The organism is Elizabethkingia sp. YR214 (genome assembly GCF_003058195.1).
Classification (GTDB): Bacteria; Bacteroidota; Bacteroidia; order Flavobacteriales; family Weeksellaceae; genus Elizabethkingia.
The window spans coordinates 13,275-34,166 of the sequence record NZ_QBUH01000014.1 but is presented as its reverse complement, the minus strand read 5'-3'; the positions used below and the strand labels follow the sequence as shown (position 1 = coordinate 34,166).

General features: G+C 35.2%; 18 protein-coding genes. 9 read left to right on the top strand and 9 right to left on the bottom strand.

Features of this window, described 5'->3' with window-relative positions; genetic code table 11:
• Positions 1–69 precede the first annotated feature (69 nt).
• The 5 genes from C8J95_RS18220 to C8J95_RS18200 form a co-directional block, all read right to left on the bottom strand.
• A complete protein-coding gene (locus C8J95_RS18220; protein WP_107810121.1) occupies positions 70–1,674 on the bottom strand; it encodes a Na+/H+ antiporter in 1,605 nt (534 codons plus the stop codon).
• A gap of 86 nt (positions 1,675–1,760) precedes the next feature.
• Entirely contained in the window at positions 1,761–2,945 is a 1,185-nt protein-coding gene (locus C8J95_RS18215; protein ID WP_107810120.1) for a sialate O-acetylesterase, read from the bottom strand.
• Positions 2,946–3,077: 132 nt separating this feature from the next.
• Complete coding sequence (locus tag C8J95_RS18210) at positions 3,078–4,085, bottom strand: OmpA family protein (RefSeq protein WP_107810119.1); 1,008 nt, start codon at positions 4,083–4,085, stop codon at positions 3,078–3,080.
• Between the two features lie 66 nt (positions 4,086–4,151).
• Positions 4,152–4,598, bottom strand: coding sequence for a hypothetical protein (locus C8J95_RS18205; RefSeq protein ID WP_107810118.1), 447 nt, complete (start codon positions 4,596–4,598; stop codon positions 4,152–4,154).
• Between the two features lie 56 nt (positions 4,599–4,654).
• A complete protein-coding gene (locus tag C8J95_RS18200) occupies positions 4,655–5,011 on the bottom strand; it encodes a DUF2200 domain-containing protein (protein WP_107810117.1) in 357 nt (118 codons plus the stop codon).
• A 150-nt stretch (positions 5,012–5,161) separates the two neighbouring features.
• On the opposite strand from C8J95_RS18200, the gene C8J95_RS18195 reads away from it, so the two are divergent.
• Complete coding sequence (locus C8J95_RS18195) at positions 5,162–6,286, top strand: helix-turn-helix domain-containing protein (RefSeq protein WP_255412884.1); 1,125 nt, start codon at positions 5,162–5,164, stop codon at positions 6,284–6,286.
• Between the two features lie 136 nt (positions 6,287–6,422).
• Entirely contained in the window at positions 6,423–7,037 is a 615-nt protein-coding gene (locus C8J95_RS18190) for a DUF2306 domain-containing protein (RefSeq protein ID WP_107810115.1), read from the top strand.
• Between the two features lie 114 nt (positions 7,038–7,151).
• Here C8J95_RS18190 and C8J95_RS18185 read toward each other — a convergent pair whose 3' ends face one another.
• A complete protein-coding gene (locus C8J95_RS18185; RefSeq protein WP_107810114.1) occupies positions 7,152–8,081 on the bottom strand; it encodes a helix-turn-helix domain-containing GNAT family N-acetyltransferase in 930 nt (309 codons plus the stop codon).
• A 347-nt stretch (positions 8,082–8,428) separates the two neighbouring features.
• Between C8J95_RS18185 and C8J95_RS18180 the strand changes: the two genes are divergently transcribed.
• The 5 genes from C8J95_RS18180 to C8J95_RS18165 all read left to right on the top strand — a co-directional run bounded on the left by C8J95_RS18180 (position 8,429) and on the right by C8J95_RS18165 (position 13,699).
• Complete coding sequence (locus tag C8J95_RS18180; RefSeq protein ID WP_107810113.1) at positions 8,429–9,463, top strand: hypothetical protein; 1,035 nt, start codon at positions 8,429–8,431, stop codon at positions 9,461–9,463.
• Positions 9,464–9,731: 268 nt separating this feature from the next.
• Positions 9,732–9,914, top strand: coding sequence for a hypothetical protein (locus C8J95_RS18175; protein ID WP_107810112.1), 183 nt, complete (start codon positions 9,732–9,734; stop codon positions 9,912–9,914).
• Between the two features lie 87 nt (positions 9,915–10,001).
• Positions 10,002–10,169 carry a hypothetical protein gene (locus C8J95_RS18770; protein ID WP_158267976.1) on the top strand — a complete coding sequence of 56 codons (168 nt, stop codon included), beginning with the start codon at positions 10,002–10,004 and terminating at the stop codon, positions 10,167–10,169.
• Between the two features lie 187 nt (positions 10,170–10,356).
• Positions 10,357–11,565 (top strand): PepSY domain-containing protein, encoded by a 1,209-nt coding sequence (locus tag C8J95_RS18170; RefSeq protein WP_107810111.1) that lies wholly within the window; start codon positions 10,357–10,359, stop codon positions 11,563–11,565.
• Between the two features lie 10 nt (positions 11,566–11,575).
• Complete coding sequence (locus C8J95_RS18165; RefSeq protein WP_107810110.1) at positions 11,576–13,699, top strand: outer membrane beta-barrel family protein; 2,124 nt, start codon at positions 11,576–11,578, stop codon at positions 13,697–13,699.
• 225 nt (positions 13,700–13,924) lie between these two features.
• Here C8J95_RS18165 and C8J95_RS18160 read toward each other — a convergent pair whose 3' ends face one another.
• Positions 13,925–15,127 (bottom strand): hypothetical protein, encoded by a 1,203-nt coding sequence (locus C8J95_RS18160; RefSeq protein ID WP_107810109.1) that lies wholly within the window; start codon positions 15,125–15,127, stop codon positions 13,925–13,927.
• Positions 15,128–15,132: 5 nt separating this feature from the next.
• Positions 15,133–17,493, bottom strand: coding sequence for a TonB-dependent receptor (locus C8J95_RS18155; protein WP_107810108.1), 2,361 nt, complete (start codon positions 17,491–17,493; stop codon positions 15,133–15,135).
• 371 nt (positions 17,494–17,864) lie between these two features.
• On the opposite strand from C8J95_RS18155, the gene C8J95_RS18150 reads away from it, so the two are divergent.
• Both C8J95_RS18150 and C8J95_RS18145 read left to right on the top strand, forming a co-directional pair.
• Positions 17,865–19,316 (top strand): S41 family peptidase, encoded by a 1,452-nt coding sequence (locus C8J95_RS18150; protein WP_107810107.1) that lies wholly within the window; start codon positions 17,865–17,867, stop codon positions 19,314–19,316.
• Between the two features lie 20 nt (positions 19,317–19,336).
• The gene (locus C8J95_RS18145; protein ID WP_107810106.1) at positions 19,337–19,795 is read left to right on the top strand and encodes a hypothetical protein; all 459 of its coding nucleotides are present in this window, start codon (positions 19,337–19,339) and stop codon (positions 19,793–19,795) included.
• Positions 19,796–19,878: 83 nt separating this feature from the next.
• Here the strand turns inward: C8J95_RS18145 and C8J95_RS18140 are convergent, their stop codons facing one another.
• Positions 19,879–20,790: an NAD(P)/FAD-dependent oxidoreductase gene (locus C8J95_RS18140; RefSeq protein ID WP_107810105.1), complete on the bottom strand. Its 912-nt coding sequence runs from the start codon at positions 20,788–20,790 to the stop codon at positions 19,879–19,881.
• Between the last annotated feature and the right edge of the window lie 102 nt (positions 20,791–20,892).

Sequence of the window (20,892 nt, the reverse complement as noted above, 5' to 3'; positions counted from 1 at the left end):
ACCTGAGTCAAAAAACGAATAGGTATAAATATTCTCTTTCCCTTATCGCTAAAACTAACTATAGTTTCTTTAATACTGTGGTCTCAGAGACTCCATTTCCTGATAGACGGTAGCTGTCCAGAAATCCAGTTCCTGTTCTTTTTTCCGGACTTCTTCCAATGCATATTCTCCTTTATGGTAATATTTTATAAGTTCTTCACGCTGAAAGTCAATAAGCTCCAATTCTATTCTGAAATAGGTTTCCCGCCATTTTTTCTTTGCCATCATATCAGGAGCTTCCACATCGTTCTTGAAGAGATCAGACTCTTCCTTTTTCAGCTTTTCGGTTATTCCGGAAATAATATCACGTGACATTTCATTTTCTCCCTGCATTGCCTGAAGACAGGACAGCGATTTTTCAATTAACAGAATATTCAGTTCTTTTTCATGCTGCTTCTCTTCAGGAGCCGGTTTTATCAATTTAATCAATCTAGGCAAGGTGAGTCCCTGTATAAGCAGTGTGAAAATGATAACAACAAATGATACAAATAGTATGGTGCTGCGTTGCTCTATAAGTTCTCCGCTATTGGTATACACAGGTAGCGCCAGGGCCGCAGCTAAAGATACTACTCCACGCATTCCGGACCAGGAAAGGATAATATATTCTTTCCGGAGACGTGGCAGCAAAATATCTTTATATCCGGATTTTGTTCCGGAAAATATGGGAAAAGTAAATGTTATCAACAGCCTGATCAAAATTAAAATACCAAAAATCAACAAACCATAAAGAATAAGAACGGGAAGCTCTGAATGTGGTATATCTGCAATAATCTGCGGTAGCTGCATCCCAAGGATTAGAAATACCAACCCATTGAGAACAAAAATTATAACATCCCAGAAGTGGCTCATCTGAATCCGGCTTACAGAACTAAATAAGGAAAATGAATTCCATGAAAGAAACATTCCTAAAGCAACTACAGCCAGAACTCCGGAAGAGTCAAGATGTTCTGCCAGGCTGTAAGTAGCAAACGGCAATAATACAATAGCAAAGGTTTCAGTATTGCTATTCCCGTTCAGAAAACGATGCATTTTCAGGAAAATAAAACCAATTAACAGTCCGATCACAATTCCTCCAAGACTAATACTAATAAATTGTATGCCAGCATCCCAGAAGGAAAATATCCCACTCAATACAGCTGTAACAGCACATTTATAAGCGATAAGTGCTGAGGCATCATTTAGAAGACTTTCTCCTTCCAATATCGTTATCAGTTTTTTAGGAAGCGGTAAATCTCTTGTTATGCTGGTAGCAGCAACAGCATCGGGTGGCGATATAACTGCACCTAGTATAAAAGCCAGCGGCCATGTAAATCCGGGAATAATACTATGAGCGACAACAGCTATAACTGTAGTAGTAATAAAAACTAAACCAACTGCCAGCAAGGATATTTTTGGCAACTCTTTTTTGAAATCGGGAATAGAAGTATTCCATGCTGCATCGAACAAAATAGGCGGAAGCACAACATAAAAAATCATCTCAGGACTCATGTCTATAGATGGTACCAGCTGAGTAAGACTTAGTAATAATCCTGCTACTACAAGTAAAATAGGCAATGCCAATTTTAGTCTGTCTTTTACCGAAATAATAACAATAAGAATAATAGAAATCCAGATAATTTTCTCAAGTTCTGCCATACGCTAATAATTATGCCGCGAAATTAGACAGTCCTAAAAGCCAAAACTATGACCTAGATCAAAAAGCAAAAAAGCCTCAGTTTACCTTACAATTCTTTTCTGTAATAGGTAAGCCATTTATATAGATTATCAAAGCTAAGCGTCTGTACAACTGGTGATCTTAGATTTCCACGCTCCCCGAATTCCCATCCGGAATGCTCAGTTCCGTTAAATCCATAAGTCAGAATATTTCCCGAACCAATATTAGAACTACAAACAATGGTAACCTTATTTTTGGTAACCTTCACAGATTCAATTGTGTTTCCTGTAACGTTAAATCCTAAATTAGCTACAGGTGAAACCAAAGTCTTATCAATTACGACTGGTTCGGAAAGGGCAACATCGATTATATTCTTTTTATAACTTACATTTTTAATGTACAGTGGCTTATAATTTTTTTTATGCAGTATATTGTGGATTATCAGACCATATTCAGCACCTAATCTTCTATAGGATTCTGCCGGCATATGAAAATAAACGCCGTTTAAGGATCGAACATAGTTTTTATCATATTGGGGATTCGAGCAATAAAACCCTTTCTCTGTTAGTGCCAGATCAAGATAAGCAGTAGTCATTGTAGATTTTGGCTCTCCGGACATCCATGATGAAGGCTGATACATCACAAATATTATATCATTATTTTGTTTTGTGATGGCTTTAACATCTCTGTTCAAATCAGATTTTAGTTGCTTTAGTTTATTTTTATAAGTAATTGGCGAATCCTGATAGTTACTTTCTCCCTGTGTCCAGGCTACCGCCAGTACATTATAGTTTTCCTTTTTAGAAGATGCAATAGTTAGTACTTTCTGTACTTCCTTTAACAAATTGGTATACGGAACAGTACCTTTGCTTAGCTTTTCTATTGAGAAACCACCAACTCCATGAGACGACATCAGAATCTTATGGTATTTAGAATCTCCAAGTTCTGAAAGTGCAATGCCTAAACCGCCTAAAGGGTTTTCTGTACTCTGATTATAATAGGGAACAAAAGTATCGGCCTGCATCATTAGTATATTATGATCAAATGGCTTTGTTGTTAATACTTTACCGCTTTCCTCTCCTGTTGATAATGATTGTCCATATCCAAGAATGTGATTAATACCATTGGCCAATCCAGGAACAGAATTACCTGTGATTTTTTTCTGTGCCTTTACAAATACGGCTGCTAAAAAGAATATACATAATATTGTTATACAGGATCCCAAATGATATTTTGATTTAGTACTTTTCATTTTACACAAGTTAGAATTTAGGAGTAGGTTTTAGTTCTTTCCTGATAAATTTAAAAATAAAAAACATGTAATTCTTTTGATTACATGTTTTTTAGTTACAAGAAGTCAGCATTATACCAACTGATATTCTTTTTATTTCTTAATCAATTCTACTCTTCTGTTTTGGGCTTTGCCTTCTTCTGTGCTATTGTCTGCTATTGGACTTTGCTGACCAAAACCTTTTGCCGATAAACGATCTTCAGTAATACCTGCTTTAACAATTTCACCTTTTACAGACTGGGCTCTTGCGTCAGAAAGTTTTAGATTGTGATCTGCATTACCAGAATTGTCAGTATAGCCATTAATAGCAATCTTTAATGTCTTATCTGTATTCAAAACTTTTACAATTTCTTTTACAGCATCTGTACCATCGGGTTTTAGGCTCGCTTTATCTGTATCAAAATTGATATGAAGCACTGCTTTTCCTTTTTCATCAAGCTGCTTTTTAATCTCATCAGATTTTATCAAAGTAATGGTTTGTTTAAAACCTTCCTCCTGTAGTATATTGATTTTTCCGGATGCACTATTACCTGTTAACTGAATATAGATATTCCCCTGATCTTTGCGTCTGATAACATACACTTTGATATTTTCTCCTGCATATCCAATTCCTCCATCTTCCCCAAGGTTAGTTGCTTGTTTATTGTATTTTTCATACTCCGCATCGGTAATCTCGCCATCAAATATTTTTACACCACCTACAGATGTAATAGCATCATCAAAACTTTTTTCGAAAAATGGCAATGCCCATTGTTCATTGCTTCCTTCTTTAACAACAACATTAGCTTTCCATATTTTTCCTTCGAACGGAGTCATCACACCTCCAATCGGAAAAAATATTTTATCATATTTCTTTTCTACAGGTTTATTCTGTGAAACAAGCCCTTCAGGCATGCTGAAAAAAGGAAAATCGCCTATATTTTTATCCGAAACCGGAATCGCGTCAATACTAAATGCTGAAGAATTTGTTTGTTCAGACATCTTTTCTTCTGTTTTTATAGTATCCTGTTTCACATTGTTATCCTCCCCTTTCTTCTTACCACAGGAGAACAGAAATAAAGAAATTGCTGCAATCGCAATTCTGGTTGTCATTTTTTTCATATCAATTAAATTTGTTTGAGTGTTATCTAAATAGATTTTTTATTTGTTTTCAAATATCATAAATTTTTATTGAAGGTTTATATTCAAATGCTTTTTTACTTTTTTTCTGAACATTAAAAATTCTACACTGGTGCATAGTAAATAAACTATAAAAAAAACTAATGGGCGTATTATAAAGCTGTAGTTGTACTGATATATCTCTATTAAAACATTAGTACCTAAATAAATAACACAGATAAGCGGTATTCCTGAAAATGCTAAAAAAGACAAGAAAGAATTATTTCTGATTTTCTCTACCAGATTTAGGAAAAAAGATAAAGAACCGAAAACCATTATAGCCAGATAGATCAAGGAAAAACCTAAGTTTAGCAAAATATCAATTATGTACAGAATATTCCCCAGAAAAGTTGCATCTGCCTGTTTTGTTTCCATCATCACAATTTTGTAAAGGAAAAATAGCAGAATACTGATCAGAAGATTAACCAGCCAGAATTTAAATATAACTTTCTTCATTTATAGAAAATTTTTACAGTCATTACATTTCATTGTTTTATGCAATTTTTGTCTAGCTATTCTCTCAATATCTTTTCCATACTCTTTCCTTTCGCCAGTTCATCAATCAACTTATCCAAGTAGCGAACTTTTTGTATAATTGGATCCTCTATTTCTTCCACTCTATATCCACAGATAACTCCGGTAATTTTTGAAACATTCGGATTGATTTTTGGAGCCTGATTGAAAAAATCCTCGAAGTTCGTTTTTTGGTCTATATGCTGTTGTAAATTTTCTGCATTATAGCCTGTAAGCCAGAATATAATCTCATCTACCTCGGCCTTTGTCCGGCTTTTCTTTTCCGCTTTCTGAATATAGTGCGGGTACACTCCGGCAAAAGACATTTTGTATACTCTTTCATTATTACTATTCATTCCACTCTGTTTATCAGGTTATTATTATAGTTACATCGTTGTAAAGGAAACTAAAATACAAAACTTTTCAACTCATAACCGGAAAAATCAATAAATTAAAGCTCTGATTTTAAGTTTAACATTTATATGCCGGATTCTGATATTCATTTTTTGTCAATCCCAGTAATATTTTACCTGGCAAGTATTTTTATTGCCTTTTTTTCTGCTTTTCTTATTCTTGGAAAAGCTAAAAAACAGACTGCTGATTATCTGTTGGCTACATGGTTCTTTATTATAGGAATACATCTTATTTTTTTCATCTTATTTTATTCCGGTCAATTTTCCAATTTTCCTTATTTACTCGGACTGGATATTCCATTGCCACTCATCCATGGCCCTATGCTGTATTTGTACATTCTATACCTTACAGGCCGACAACCTAACAGGTACAATTGGTTACTACATTTTGCACCGGCTATTATAACTTATATCTACCTTATAAGTTTTATCACATTGACCTCTCAGGAAAAAGTCTACATATATGAACATGGTACTACTGCCTACAGAATCTTCCGAAAAATCATTAAGGTGGTCATTATTTTATCCGGTATTCTATACGTTATACTTAGTATTTCAGCAGTTCGTCGCTATAAAAGACAAATTTCTGATTTGTATTCCAATACCGAAAAAATTAACCTGAATTGGTCTTATTATCTCATTACAGGTATTGCTCTGATTTGGATTGCAGTAATTATAAAGAATGAAATTCTGATCTTCACATTGGTAAGCTTATTCATAATTGTTGCGGCTTATTTTGGAATCAGCCGTGTAGGTATCTTAGAATTTGCTTCCAAACAGTCAGATATCCCCGAAGAAAAACTAACCGAACAAAATGATGATATTATTACTGTAAAGTACCAAAAAACATTTGCTGGAGAAGATGTAATACAGGATATCTATAAAAAACTAACCTACCAAATGGAACATGAAAAGCTGTACAAGGATCCGGAACTAAACCTGAATCATGTCGCAACCTTACTGGATGTTCAGCCCAATATACTCTCACAGACCATTAATTCGGTAGAGAATAAAAATTTCTATGATTATATTAACCGACAACGCATTGAAGAATTTAAAAGGATAGTGGCATTACCGGAAAACCAAAAATTCACGATTCTTTCTTTAGCTTTTGAAAGTGGTTTCAATTCCAAGACATCTTTTAACCGGAATTTCAAAAAATATATGGACATATCTCCCAGAGAATTTATAAAAAGTCAGAATTTGGACCTACAATAATTCAGTATAGATACAACAACACGCAAAATATTTTAATCAACTCATAATCAATAAATTAAACTTAGTATCACCTTTCATTATGGAACAGTTAAATCATTTTTGATCCGCATTTTTGTAAAAAATTAAACGATCTTTTATGAAGAATTTTCTATTTGCAATCCTTTGTATTTTCGCACTCCTTATTGGGCTATATCCGTTTATGTATGCTTTTGTAGATCACAATCATACTTTTCTGGGATCCAAAACTCCGGAAGTTCTTCATAATATTATCTGGAAACTGGCATTCTATACTCACATTATCTTTGGCGGATTATCGCTTTTTATCGGATGGCGGCAGTTTGGTAAAAAGTTCAGAGATAAACATATAAAACTGCACAGAAATATCGGAAAGCTTTACGTGGTCTCAGTCATCCTTAGCTCAGTTGCAGGAATTTATATGGGATTCTATGCCAATGGTGGTATTATATCGGCAACCGGATTTATCTTACTGGGACTGATCTGGTTTAGTACAACATCTATGGCTTTATCACAGATCAGAAAAGGAAATATTAAACAACATCAGCAACTGATGATTTATAGCTATGCCTGTACTTTTGCTGCCGTTACACTCAGATTATGGTTTCCTTTACTAACAGCTTTAACAAAGGATTCTGCCCAGTCTTATCTTGTTGTGGCATGGCTATGTTGGGTTCCGAATCTTATAGTGGCTTATTTTATTAACAGAAAAATATTATTTCCACAGAATAATTAACGCAAATAGATTCTTTATCTAAGGAGGGAACTTCGTCAAATATTGCCATAAATTGTTTTTAATATTTCATAACAAAAGTACTTAAGCTATAAACCTTTTATAGCTTAAGTACTTTTATTTTAATTTCAGATCAAATCGTTCTTCATATAATGTTTTTCCCCATTGATCCGATTCAACTGACTCAGTTTGTACAAAGCCAGCTTTTTTATACATACCTATTGCACGCTCTTGTACACTTGTTGTGAGTAGAAAAACATTATCATAGTCTTTCTCTCTACAATAATCTATTGCTGTTTTAAGCAATCGCTTACCAATTCCTGTTCCCCGAAACACAGGATGTGTTAAAAACCACCGCAACTGACCTTCTTTTTCACTATGCTGTACTATAGCAATACAGCCTATAATTTGCTGATTGTATTCGGCAAGCCATATCCTATCATGTTCAGGAGAATAGTTACTGAGAAAATCTGCAAATGTTTTAGCCACATAGCCTTCAAAATCTAATGAATATCCGGATTCTTTAGAATATAGTATTCCATGTAAATAAATTAGATATCCAATATCACCGGACCTTAAACCTTCTCTAAAGGAAACTTCATTCGCGAGAATACGATTGTCATAATTTGTGGATAATAAATTCTGAATTGTTTTCATTGAATTAACCAGCATATCTTTCTCTTCTGATCCTAGTCTTTGCATAAAACTATGGATCTGACCTGCAGATCTGTTATTCAGTTCATTTAGTAATTCCTCCCCGGTATTAGTAAGTACAATATTATAGACTCTTCCATCACTCTCCGACTTTACTTTTGAAATAGTACCATTCTTTAAAAAGAAATTAAGAATTCTGCTCATATAGCCTTTATCTAAATAAAGAATTTCGCATAAATACTGTGCTGTAACTGATTTATGCTCTCCTATCTCATATAAAACACGGACTTCGGTAAGGGAGTATGGACTTTCTAAGAAATTTTGATTTAATAGTCCGATATGAGAAGTATAGAACCGGTTAAAGCTTCTGATTTGATTTATCGTTTTTTCCATGATTAAAATGTTCCAAATAGTTTGGTACAAATATAAATAAATATAGTTGACAAAGTCAACTATATTTATTTATATTTACTCTTTTCTTTTATTTAAAAGATGCCAATCTTAAAATTTAAACCATAGGCCTTTAATCTAATAGTCATTATTCTAATAATATTTTGTAGATTTGCTATAGATAGTGAATACCAGACGTAACATATTATTTTCATTCTTCTTTTTTGGCCTCCACAGGCCAAGATAATTAACTACGTCTGTTGCGTACAGATATACCATATTAAATTCTCACATTATTTTAAATCAAAAATCTACGACATATAAATGTCGCAGAAAGTAATTATTTAATTATGAATAATATATCAAATCTAATAAATGAAAAGCGCAGTAAAAAACTGCATAACAATAAGCTCCATCCAATTTGTCAACTAAAAGAAAAGATTCAATTATATTTCAATGGTTTCTCAGTATTTGATGATTTAAATGAAATTGTAAGTGTTAGGGACAACTTCGATGATTTACTGATTCCATTAGATCACCCTGCCCGATCTGCAAATGATACTTATTATACAGATAGCGATCATGTCCTAAGGACACAAACTTCTGCACACCAAAATATGCTGCTTAAAGCTGGTCATACAAGATTCATTGCTTCAGGAGATGTATACCGAAAAGACACAATCGACAAAACCCATTATCCGGTTTTCCATCAGATGGAGGGTGTAAAAATCTTGCCAGCCGGAGCCGATGCTTTGGATGATTTAAAGAAAACACTGGAAGGATTGATTCAATATCTATATCCCGGAAAAGCATACAGGTTTTTAGACGATTATTTCCCTTTTACCGAACCATCATTACAAATCGAAGTATGGCAAAACAATGAATGGATGGAGGTTTTGGGAGCAGGCGTAATTCACACTCAGATCCTGAAAAACTGCAATATAGAAGGTACCGGCTGGGCTTTTGGATTAGGCCTGGACCGCTTATTACTCTCCTACTGTAATATTCCCGATATACGATATTTATGGACAGAGGACTTGCGTTTTATTTCGCAATTCGAAAACGGTCTTATTGAATTTCAGCAATATTCAAAATATCCACCGATTTATAAAGACATATCATTCTGGGTTAATGGATATACTGAAAATAAAGAAGGCAACTGGAATGAGTTCAACAATTTCTGTGAAATTATACGGGAAGAGGGTAATGATCTTGTTGAAAGCATTGATCTACTGGATAAGTTTTGCAAAGAAGACAAAACATCTTTAGCTTATCGCATTATGTACAGGTCTAATGAAAGAACTTTACTAAATGATGAAATTAATGAAAAACAGGAACATATCAGAACTACATTGTCTGAAAATTTTGACATTATACTAAGATAGATTTTAGGGGGCTTTGCTGGAAAAGGCAAAGCCTCTTTAATATAATTAGCTTATAAATGAGAACCTAAATATTTCTCTGATTTGGGCTGAAGCACATTTAAAAGTCATATTAAATCAGCAGATTACAAGTATGTTAGTTATAATCTCCAGCTTTTAGAGGTTTGCTGATTATGAGTCAGCTACTCTTTAGGGGAAAAGTATTGGCTTATTTATTTGTTGATTGATGAATATATCTATAATTTGAAAGCTGAATCAAAAAAATTTTATTATGAAAAAATTACGACAACTTTCAAGAAATGATCTTAAAAATATAAAAGGTAGTGCAGCATGCAGTATGTGGTATAATCATACAGCTTCTTGTGGTGTTAGTTATGGTTTGTGCTTTGATAACTATACAAGTGTCGACGATATGCAAAAAGCTGTTGACGATCTGGATAGAATTAAATGCTAAAATCTTTATTTTTTCAATTATTTCATCATATTAAATCACTATATAGAGAATTGTCTTTATATTTACAGACCAAATAAATAATTTATTATGAAAAAGTTATCAAAAAAAGATTTAAAAGGTATTAAGGGAAGTGGTGAAAGAGGACAATGCCACACATCCAATGACTGTAGACCCGGTGGGAATTATGCATGTTGCTTTGGGGTTTGCCAGAAAACAACTGAAATGGAATATTTACCTGAATGTACTGAATTTTAAAAAAGGATGCTAAAGCATCCTTTTCTATTTCTTAATTACTGCAAACAACTTCCCTCTCTTATCCTTTAAGCCTAATAAAAATCAGGTTTTTCAGGCAAAATAAAGTTCTCACTCTGTTTAGAATTATTACAAATAAAGCTATATTTGTCGTTTATTTATTTTTAATAAGACTAAATAGCTATAAAGAATGCAACAGCCAGATAAAAAGAAATCTAAAGGTAGATTTAAGAAATATATTCTGAAAGCCCACTTGTGGCTCGGCCTTATCACCGGCATTATAGTACTCATTGTTTCTCTTTCTGGCGCATTTTTCGTTTTCAATGAAGACATTACTGCTGTAATGCGAAAAGAACACATCTTTCATGGAGAAAAAGATATCCAGCACAAGAAACCAATCCCAATACACGAATTAAAAGATATCGTTAACGCTCAACTGAAAAACGAAATCATAAAAACAGAGGAGGTTACTATTCCTATAGACCCTGCCCGATCCTATGAATTTGGTTTGGTTAAAGGGAATCCTGATGGTTGGAATTTTTTCAACAGCATTCTTGTTTACAAAAACATTTACGTAAACCAATATACAGGCAAGGTACTGGCGATATATGACATAAAGAAAAATCCTTTTTTTATCTGCATGGAATTACATCGTTCATTGCTATTGAACAATAACATTGGCGGTACAATTGTAGGTGTTTCCACTATTATATTTGTGATAATGCTTGTTACAGGTATTATCCTGTGGTGGCCGAAGAATAAAAAAATGCGCAAACAGCGTCTTTGGTTCCGCTGGGAAAAAGTAAAAGGCTGGCGGCGCAAAAACTACGACGTACACAACATCCTTGGTTTCTATGCCTCTTTCCTCGCTATTATTGTTGCCATTACCGGTATTATGTATTCGTTCCGTATTACCCAAATGTGGGTATATGTATTACTCAACGGCTTTTCCTCTGCTACGCCAGATTACAGTCAGTACAAAACAACCGCACCAGAATCTGCAGAAAGAATCACTACTATAGACCGCATTATAGAGCAGGTCAAAACTCATTATCCGAAAGCGCATTCTTTTGGAATAGATCTGGAAGATCACGCCGAAGCCGATCACAAGCATGATAACCTAAGCATCCGGATAAAAGAAAAAGAATTTACTTATGGTGATTCGTCTCTGATGATTTTCGATGAACACTCAGGGAAGCTTCTGTTTAATCGTCCTCATGAGGATAAATTAATGGCTCAGAAAGCTACCGATGCTACTTATGATTTGCATGTAGGAGCATTCTTCGGAATGCCAGGAAAAATATTGGCTTTTATCATGAGCTTATTCTGTGCTTCATTGCCAATAACCGGATTTATGATTTGGTGGGGCCGGAGAAATAAAAAGAAAACAACAACCTAAATCCATTATCATGAAGAAACACTATATATGGTTACCTCTAATGGCTAGCCTGAATGCCTACGGGCAGACGGAAAGTCAAAACGATTCTTTACAGACTGAAAAAACAGCAGAAATTAGCGGCGTTATAGTAAAAGGCAGCAAAGCGGTCTTCCAGCAAAAGGCTGATAAAATGATTTTTAATGTAGAAAACAGTGTACTATCTGACGGTACCACTGTACTGGAGTTATTAGGAAAAACACCAGGTGTAGTGGTTTCGCAGGAAGGCGAGCTATCTTTACGCGGTAAAAAGGGAGTTAGTGTAATGATTAACGGTAAACTGAGCTCTCTATCGACTAAGGAACTGGCCAATCTGTTGCGTTCTACAAACTCTACACTGGTAAAGAATATTGAAATTATTGCTAATCCTTCTTCCAAATATGATGCTGCCGGAAATGCAGGTATTATTAATATTATACTGAAAAAAAGTTCTCTGGAAGGGCTTAGTGGTAACTATTATCTGAACGGCGGAAGAGGTCGAAAAAACAGAATTAATACCGGACTAAGCCTAAATTATACACATAAAAAGTTATCTCTATATGGAGATTACAGCTATACTTTCCGAGGCGAGGAAGAAAAGCGAAACTTTAGTCAGGTTTTCTTCGATGAAAAACAACCTCAGCAGATGACACGGAGAACAGATCAGAATTCAATAACCAATGAACCTTTAACTTCCAATAATTTTAAATTTGGTGCTGATTACGCATTCAGCGACAAGATGACTATTGGTGCTTTATTCGATGCTAAAATAGGACGATATGAAGATTTTTCGAGAGGTGAAAACAAAATATATCAGCCTGTTGATAATTTGTTTGCTCATGTACTATCGGATAACAAAAGCAAAGAGAACTGGTACGATTACACCTATAATCTAAAAGGTACACACATCTTCAACGATAAAGATTATAAAGTAGATGTTGATCTGGAATACGAAACCTCGCGTTTCACTTCCCGTCAGAATCAGCTTTCAGACGCGTTGGTAAATCAGGGAACAGAGAAGTTTAACAACAGAAGGGGCAGCATTGCTTCCCGCCTGAAAGTTTTTAATGCTAAAGTTGATTTCACATTACCTTTCAGTGAAATGCATAACCTGGAAACAGGGCTAAAATCCACTGTAAAGTCTAATAAAAATCCTTCTGAATATTTTATACAGCAGGGTGAAGAATGGATAAACGATGATAAAGCAAGTAATGAATATGTTTACAAAGAGCAAATACATGCATTATATGCTAACTACAAGCTAAATCTAACCAAATGGACATTCCAACTAGGATTGAGGGCGGAAATGACACACACGGATATTAATCAGAAAACTTCCCAGGAGCAGCGAAAAAGGGATTATACCAATCTGTTCCCAAGTGCATCGATTAAATACCAGATGAATGATAAGCATGGATTCTACGCATCATACAGTAAAAGAATCAACAGACCAAGCCACTTCGACCTGAACCCATTCCGTTTTTATGATGATCCATTTAACTACTGGCAAGGGAATCCAAATCTGAATCCGGAATTTACACATGCAACAGAATTAGGTTATACCTGGGGAAAATACATTATAGCATCGGCTTACTTTAGCGTTACAAATGATGTAATGACGGAAGTCTACAACTACCAGCCGGACACCGGAATTCTGGTTAAGACTCAGGACAACCTGAACAAGTCTTATGTATATGGTGCCAACATTACAGCCACTACAAAGCTTTTAAACTGGTGGTCGCTAACCTCAATGCTTAATGTATTCAACAATGAGTATAAAGGCAATTACCAGAACTACTCTGTAAACAGCTCACAATTGGCATTTACATTAAATGCACAAAACAGTTTCAGTATTGCAAAGGGTGTAAAAGCAGAGGCTAATGCTCAATATTTTTCTAAATCAAATATTGGCTTGTTTATCCGCGATGCTTACTTTGACCTGACATTGGGAGTTTCTAAGACATTATGGAAAGATAAAGCGACGGTAAAACTAGCGGTAACAGACTTATTAAAAACAAATAACTATCGTGTAACCGGGAATAATTTTAGTTCTACAATCCGACAAAAATACAATCTGGATAGCCGGGTGGTAACACTTTCATTCAATTACAAGCTTTAAATCACCACATCATAAAAAGCTATCTGATAGCTGTAAATGACCGGAGAGTTCTTCCGGTCATTTTTAATTAGGTGATCTTGTCACTCTGAACTGAGTTGAAGAGTTTACTTTTCTCATAGAAACAAAAAAACTGTTCTCAATAATTTTGAAAACAGTTTTTTAATTGAGTATAAATTCTATTTAATTAGAATATATACCATATTTTATAAATTCCTATTTTAGAAATTAATCATAGAATTTATCGAAGCGGGCAAAGCCGGAAATACGATCCGGAAGCTTCATCCCTTTGGACGTCTTATCTGTCTGTGGGTCATAAATCCATACATAGTTACCGCCTTTGCTAGCATTTAGAGCAATATATAGTTTTTTATCCTGAACGAAAAAGCCTTGTTCATAAGGTTCATCACCTGGCAATTCATCCAATACACGAACCAATTGTCTGGTTTCAATATCAACAATAGCATAGCGACCGTTATAACTGTTTCCTAATGCCGGATCCCGATACAAAATTACTATTTTGTTATTACCAATATAGTCTATTGCAGTTTCCAGAGACTTCCCGCCAACAAGCTCCGTAAGATTAAGCTCGTAACCGGCATCCGGTTCAGTTGCGCCTTTAAGCGCTCTGAGTAGTGAAATTTTGCCTGTTCCTGCACCTGTACGAGGAAAGCAAGTATAATAAAAAGCTTCTTTATCTTTTGTAAAAGCAGTCCTGAAATATGGAGAACCATTAGATACCCCAACACTTCGGCTATCGCTTACAGAATTCTTTACTTTGAAGGTTTTGTAGTCTATTACCGCAAGGTTATAGTATTGCGGTGTCAACCATTTACCATCACGGAAACTATATTGTAAATAGACCTGTCCATCTATATACGTGACAGCACCCGACATCAAGAAATTGTATCCACTCGGGAATGGCGGAAATCCTTCAATCTCTCCCTGACGTATAACACTAAGATCGGATGCTCTAAAAATAGTGTAACGTATATGCTGACCATCACCTGTTTCACCTGTCAATAGCAAAGTATCTGCATCTATCCAGGTATAACCGGAAATATCGCTGATATAAGTATATGGAACTTCTTTTACCGTTGTAAGCCTGTCTTGGGTATATTTAAACTTTTTAAATACTCCCTGATCGGTTTTGTAATTGTATATAAACCCGTTCTTCACAATATAAGAGTAGGTTCCTTTGGAATTGATTTCGTCCCCTTCTTTGGTAATATCCATTTCACCTTTTGTAAGGTCATTGGTAGCCGTCATATAGTGTACGGTATTCGGCCAGCTTCCTAAAGCTGAAAGCAGGAAATATTTATAGTCTTTTTCACCGCTTCCGGTACTTCCGGACCCAGGTTCACGCTCACAGCTGATAATGATTAAAGACGCGAGTATTAAAAATATGCTGTTTCTGAAATATTGTATCATAGTTTTTACTTAAGTAGGTATCTGAATTTTACATAGAAAGCACGTCCCTGTTTCTGAAGTTTGAAATTGTCATACGCCAGTGCATCGCCAAGGTTGGTAACATCGAATGCCAGATTGTATCTTCCGTTTTTCATGGAATAGCTGATACCTATGTTATGCAGGGTTTGTCTTGGGATAATCGGAATATTCCGTGGATTACCATAGGATTGCCAGTTCTTGTAGAACCATTCGGTCATTTGTAATCCGTAGTACAACTCTACCCGACTGTCTTTCTGCAGCCAGTTGTCTTTCCCCAAACTTATATTTACATTACCAAATAACCAGGGTTGGTTGGGAACATCTTTTTTATAGGTTGCCGAAACAACATCTTCACTGTTATTGGCAAATTTAGTATTATCATAAGCTTTGTTATAGCTTACATTCATCAATACATTCAGGAGCCTTTTGTATTGGTAACTAAGCTCTCCTTCCAGTCCTCTTGTAAAGATATTGGACAGGTTTTCGTATTTAAAGGTGCTGTTAAAAAGGTTTGGAACAGTATAGATAAAGTCTTTCGTATCGCGTATATATCCGGCACCTTCTACTCTGAATGCATGCGCTCCCCATTGGTGATTGTAATATAATCCAACATTTACATTATTGCTGGTTTCAGGTTTCACATTCATGTTACTTGTGACAGCAACACCATCTCCAAAGATTTCCTGAGGCTCTACCAAACGATAGGAACGCTCAAAAGATCCTTTTGCGCCCAGTCCTCTCAGAATTTTCACAGTTGTTGCAAAACCGTAACCCCAACTACTGAAATTATCTTTTACCGGATTATCAGTTCTGGTCGCCTGGTCAAAAACCATTTTCTGAAGTCCTACCCGATAATATTTACCAAAAAAGACGTTCGTCCAGTGTTTGTTGAAAAAATCTTGCTGATAAGCCATAGACACAATTTGTTTTGTCATCTTAGCCGGATCAATATTTTCTTTCTTTTCATCAAGCGAATTAAATGTAGTATTCTTAATATAATCGAGTACATAATTAAAAATAAGCTTATGATGTTCTGCAATTCTGTAAGTAGCTCCCAATTGTGAATAAACACGGTCTTCATACTGCATCATTATACTTTTGCCACCTTTTTCACTCGAAGCGGAGGGCTCAAAGCTACCATCCCAGCTATACTTACGCATAAGGGTATCTGTTGCTTTCTGAATACTTTTAGAGAAACCTGCATAAACATTCAGGTCCAGACGATCATTAAAAAGATTGGCCTTTTTATATTTCATAAAGTAATTATAAGCCTCTCCATTTTGCTTTACTCCACCATACACTACTTCCTGATTGGAACCGGTCTGTATCTGTTTATCGAAAAGGGATTGAGACATTCCTACAAAGAAGGAATCTGCCCAGCTTTTGTTTTCGATTCCAACCTCAGCCATACCAAAAACGGATTGATATCTGTCGTTAAAGCGTTTTACATTTCTGAGCTCGTATTCGTTTTTGGCTGCATTCCATATTTTCATATCCTTCATCAGATAGTTATTGTCCGAATGGTTATAAAAACTATTGATACGCAGGATAATGCCAGTCTTATCATCTTTGATCTGTCCATTCAGGTTGATACGCTGGGTATTAAAAGATCCGATGCTGATACCTGCATCCAGGTAATTTTTACTTGCCGAAGGGCTTATAATATTTACAGCTCCCCCCATAGCATCTGTACTCAGATGAACCGGAACCACGCCTTTATAAATCTCTACGCGGTCTGCCATATTTACAGGCAGTGTACTCAGGTCTACACCTTTTCCCAACATTTCTAAAGGAACTCCGTCTATAAAGAATTTCACCGCTTTACCAGACATACCGTTGATAGAGAAATTGTAATCTGAACCCACCCCACCTTGCTGGCGAACTTTAATCCCCGTAGTTCTGTTCAGAACCTGATTAAGATCTGCTGTAGTATTGGCAAGCTTGGCAACGTCTATAGCATTAACAGTGAAAGCACCGTCCTGCAGTGCTTTTACTTTTCCTTTACCATGTACTGTAACTTCCTTTACAACCGACTGATCATCGGCCAGCTGAATTATTAAATCAGAAGCTTCGCTACTAAAACTAACTTTCTTTCTGGACTTTTTATAGCCCTCCAGGCTAAATACCAATGTTGCCTCCCCCCTCTTGTAAGCAATTCTAAAATTTCCATTTTGGTCGGTTTGTGTTTTAATTTTTGTATTTTCAACAAAAACATTTACTCCGTTTAGCCCCTGTTTAGTATGATCCTGTACAACACCCTGAATCCAAAAACCCGAATCTTGTGCCCTGATAAGGGAGGTCGACACTACCATGATAAGAAAGATAAAAACACGCTGATATGACTTCATTATTTATAATTATTACAAATAACAAAATTAAACCTTAGCTCTTTATCTATAAAGAAAATAATCTAATTATTTTTATTTAATCTAATTAGTGTTAAAATTTATTAATACAGAAAATTAAACAGACCTTATAACAAACTGTAATACAGTACTAAATATTAAAACACCAGTTCATAATTTTTTGTTAACATGAAAAAAGTCATTCTGAAACTGTATATAATTTTTATAGATTTGCCCCGATTTTTAAGGGATTCTGGTAAAAAACACAACCAAAAATCATTCTGTTATCGCCCTAAAACGATCCATTAATGTCTTTGACATCAGGAAATCGATTTTATTTTTTTGAGATATAATATTAATACTAAATATAATTTATGACGAAGAAAGTACTTATTTTACCTATGTTGTTGATCAGTATAGTAGGCTTTTCACAGTATTCTATTTCGGAAATAAGCAAAGACGCTTATCTTAAAGATTTTGACATCGCTGTAGATATTATTAAACAGCAGCACCCTAATCCTTATCGCTTTCACAGCAAGGAAATATTGGGCAAAAAGCTGGATTCTCTACGCAAAGAAATAGAGAAGAATCCGACCTATATTGGCTTTTATATGAATACCCCGACTAAAGTACTGGGGGACGGGCATAGCTCAATGGGCATGGAATCTAATTATATGGAAGATTATGTAAGCAAAACTTCCTTTTTTCCGTTGGCAACCTATGTTCAAAACGGCAATACATATATCAACAGTAATAACAAATACGGTGTAGAGGCTGGAAGCCGCATACTGGAAGTAAATAATAAAAAGATCAGTGACCTCTTCAGCAAGGCTTCAAGACAGGCAGATGGCAGCATAAAAGTTGAAGACCTGGACATGTCATCTATTATTTCTTATACTAATGCAAAGACGTATCAGATAAAATATGAGACTCCTTCCGGTGAACAAAAGACCATCGAGCTAAAAGGCATTAACTATCCTGAATTCAACTATGAATCCAGACATGCGGTACTGCCTATAGATGTAACTTCCGGAAGTGGTGTCTATGGCTATCAACTAAATCCGGATACTTATTATCTGGCTGTAAAGTCGTTTTCGTTCAACGAAAGTTACTTCTATGAAAGGCTGAAGAAGTATTTCCAGGATATGAAAAACCTGAAGACTAAAAATCTGATACTTGACATTCGTGATAATTCTGGCGGTTCTATCAGTAATGTTCCGTTACTATATTCTTTCCTTTCTAAAGAGAAATTATTCAACAATTCCTATAAATACGGAACAAAAGTAGTGGATATCAATTACAAGGATTACTTGGTAGATCCTCAGACGGATCGATATTTCTCTGATAGTGATATCCGCAATGAAAACAATTTTATGCACCAAAGATTCGACAAGTCCGATAAAGGTGATTATTATTTTGGGAATACGAGATTAGACGATACCTATATTAAAAGTTATCCCCGTGATGGTTTATTCTTCGATGGAAAAGTAATTTTGATGATTAATAACCGTACGTTTTCGGCTGCAACATATTTCGCTTCTCTTTTTAAAAGTGAAAAAAGAGGAAATGTAGTGGGAAAAGAAACAGGATCTTGCAGCAATTTTACAACTGCAGCATGGTTTCTTACTTACAAACTACCTAATACAAAAAGTACACTTTCAATTCCGAGAACGGAGATTTTCTTTAACAGCAGCGAGGGAGATAATATTACCAAATGTACGGGTGTAATTCCTGATCACACACTGAAAACAGATTATTTCTTGAGTTCGATGAAGGAACAAAAAGATCCGGAACTGGAGTACTCTAAAACATTATTATCAAAATAAAACAGTCAAAAATATACTAAATGAACACAGCTTTTCTAAATATAAACACCAAATTCACAAAATTATTCCTACTACTACCTTTAATTATACTTTCACTTAGCAGCTGCGAAAACAGAGATACACCGGCTTCATTCAATCCGCCTGAGTGGATAAAAGGAGAATGGAGTGGTAATGATGGTATTAAATATCAGTTTTTCGAACATGATTTTATATTGACAACAGGAGGTTCACGATTCAGCTATGGTTTTGTAAACGGAAATAAATCTATGGTTAATGTTATTAAAAGCACTTCTTCGGAATATATTTTTGAGATTATAAATTACGATGTAACCAATACTTTCAATCCTCCTGGCAGTCAGAATAACACTAATAATTTATGGCAAAGAACATCATCCAGAAAGCTATATTTTAAGTTTAAAAGGAATTCCAATAATTCGATAATCGAAAACAATAATACGTTTTTCAGAACCAGTTTATAACATGAGTTTCGTTAAACATATTTCAAAGCTGCCTTTTCAGGCAGCTTTTTTATGTCTCATACTTTAAAATAACAATTCTAAAACTATACAAATGTCTCGCTCACCAGCTCCATATTCACCATAGCTCCAGTCAAATTACCTGAACTTATTGCAAGGGCTACAGAACGCATCACCGAAGTACTATCACCACAAGCAAATACACCCGGAATATTTGTTTTTTGCATATTATCGACCTGGATATAGCCATGCTCAGTTAGCATACATCCCAGTTGTTCTGCAATATCACAATTCTGTATAAACGGAATGGCAGCATATACAGCCTCGAAGTCCATGCACGTTCCATCTTCAAAAATAATATGACTAATCTGTCCGTTTTGGTGCTCTACCTCAGCAACCTTTTTTTCTATAATCGGAATATTATGTTTTTCAAGTTTTGCTTTTTGTTCCGTATCAAACTCTGCAGTACCAGATGTTAAAATTGTAAGATCCTTAGTGAGGTTATTTATCAAAGAAGCCATGTGAACAGCTCTGTCTCCATTGGCCAGAATTCCTGTTTTTTCATTACGATATTCGTACCCATGACAATAAGGGCAATGGATTACAGAAATCCCCCATGATTCAGAAAAGCCTTTGATATCAGGCATTATATCCTTGATTCCGGCTGCTAAAATAAGTTTTCGGCTACGGAATTTCTCTCCTGTATTTGTTGTTATTACAAATCCGGCATCTGTTTTCTCCCCTTTTACAGCTTCTCCTTCATAAAAATCTACAGTAGGATATTGCTCTACATCCTCTCTGGCAATCCGGGATATCTCCTGAGGTGTTTTACCATCATGAGTCAGAAAGTTATGCGAATGTGGAGTTTGACGGTTGCAAGGCTTCCCGCTATCTATTATTAATACATTTCGCAGGGAGCGTCCCAAGCTCATCGCAGAAGATAATCCAGCATAGCTTCCACCAATGATAATAACATCAAATAATTTATCTGTTTTCATTTTTTCTGATTTTGTGTATCAAACATTTTTGTCTCTGCAAAAATAATTAATGTTTTACTTAATGCAACTAAGTATCATTAACGAAATATTAATTCTAATTAT

Excerpts from the sequence above, each read along its gene's own strand:
- C8J95_RS18220 (WP_107810121.1), bottom strand. The coding sequence starts at position 1,674 with ATGGCAGAACTTGAGAAAATTATCTGGATTTCTATTATTCTTATTGTT.
- C8J95_RS18215 (WP_107810120.1), bottom strand. The coding sequence starts at position 2,945 with ATGAAAAGTACTAAATCAAAATATCATTTGGGATCCTGTATAACAATA.
- C8J95_RS18210 (WP_107810119.1), bottom strand. The coding sequence starts at position 4,085 with ATGAAAAAAATGACAACCAGAATTGCGATTGCAGCAATTTCTTTATTT.
- C8J95_RS18205 (WP_107810118.1), bottom strand. The coding sequence starts at position 4,598 with ATGAAGAAAGTTATATTTAAATTCTGGCTGGTTAATCTTCTGATCAGT.
- C8J95_RS18200 (WP_107810117.1), bottom strand. The coding sequence starts at position 5,011 with ATGAATAGTAATAATGAAAGAGTATACAAAATGTCTTTTGCCGGAGTG.
- C8J95_RS18190 (WP_107810115.1), top strand. The coding sequence starts at position 6,423 with ATGAAGAATTTTCTATTTGCAATCCTTTGTATTTTCGCACTCCTTATT.
- C8J95_RS18185 (WP_107810114.1), bottom strand. The coding sequence starts at position 8,081 with ATGGAAAAAACGATAAATCAAATCAGAAGCTTTAACCGGTTCTATACT.
- C8J95_RS18180 (WP_107810113.1), top strand. The coding sequence starts at position 8,429 with ATGAATAATATATCAAATCTAATAAATGAAAAGCGCAGTAAAAAACTG.
- C8J95_RS18175 (WP_107810112.1), top strand. The coding sequence starts at position 9,732 with ATGAAAAAATTACGACAACTTTCAAGAAATGATCTTAAAAATATAAAA.
- C8J95_RS18770 (WP_158267976.1), top strand. The coding sequence starts at position 10,002 with ATGAAAAAGTTATCAAAAAAAGATTTAAAAGGTATTAAGGGAAGTGGT.
- C8J95_RS18170 (WP_107810111.1), top strand. The coding sequence starts at position 10,357 with ATGCAACAGCCAGATAAAAAGAAATCTAAAGGTAGATTTAAGAAATAT.
- C8J95_RS18165 (WP_107810110.1), top strand. The coding sequence starts at position 11,576 with ATGAAGAAACACTATATATGGTTACCTCTAATGGCTAGCCTGAATGCC.
- C8J95_RS18160 (WP_107810109.1), bottom strand. The coding sequence starts at position 15,127 with ATGATACAATATTTCAGAAACAGCATATTTTTAATACTCGCGTCTTTA.
- C8J95_RS18155 (WP_107810108.1), bottom strand. The coding sequence starts at position 17,493 with ATGAAGTCATATCAGCGTGTTTTTATCTTTCTTATCATGGTAGTGTCG.
- C8J95_RS18150 (WP_107810107.1), top strand. The coding sequence starts at position 17,865 with ATGACGAAGAAAGTACTTATTTTACCTATGTTGTTGATCAGTATAGTA.
- C8J95_RS18145 (WP_107810106.1), top strand. The coding sequence starts at position 19,337 with ATGAACACAGCTTTTCTAAATATAAACACCAAATTCACAAAATTATTC.
- C8J95_RS18140 (WP_107810105.1), bottom strand. The coding sequence starts at position 20,790 with ATGAAAACAGATAAATTATTTGATGTTATTATCATTGGTGGAAGCTAT.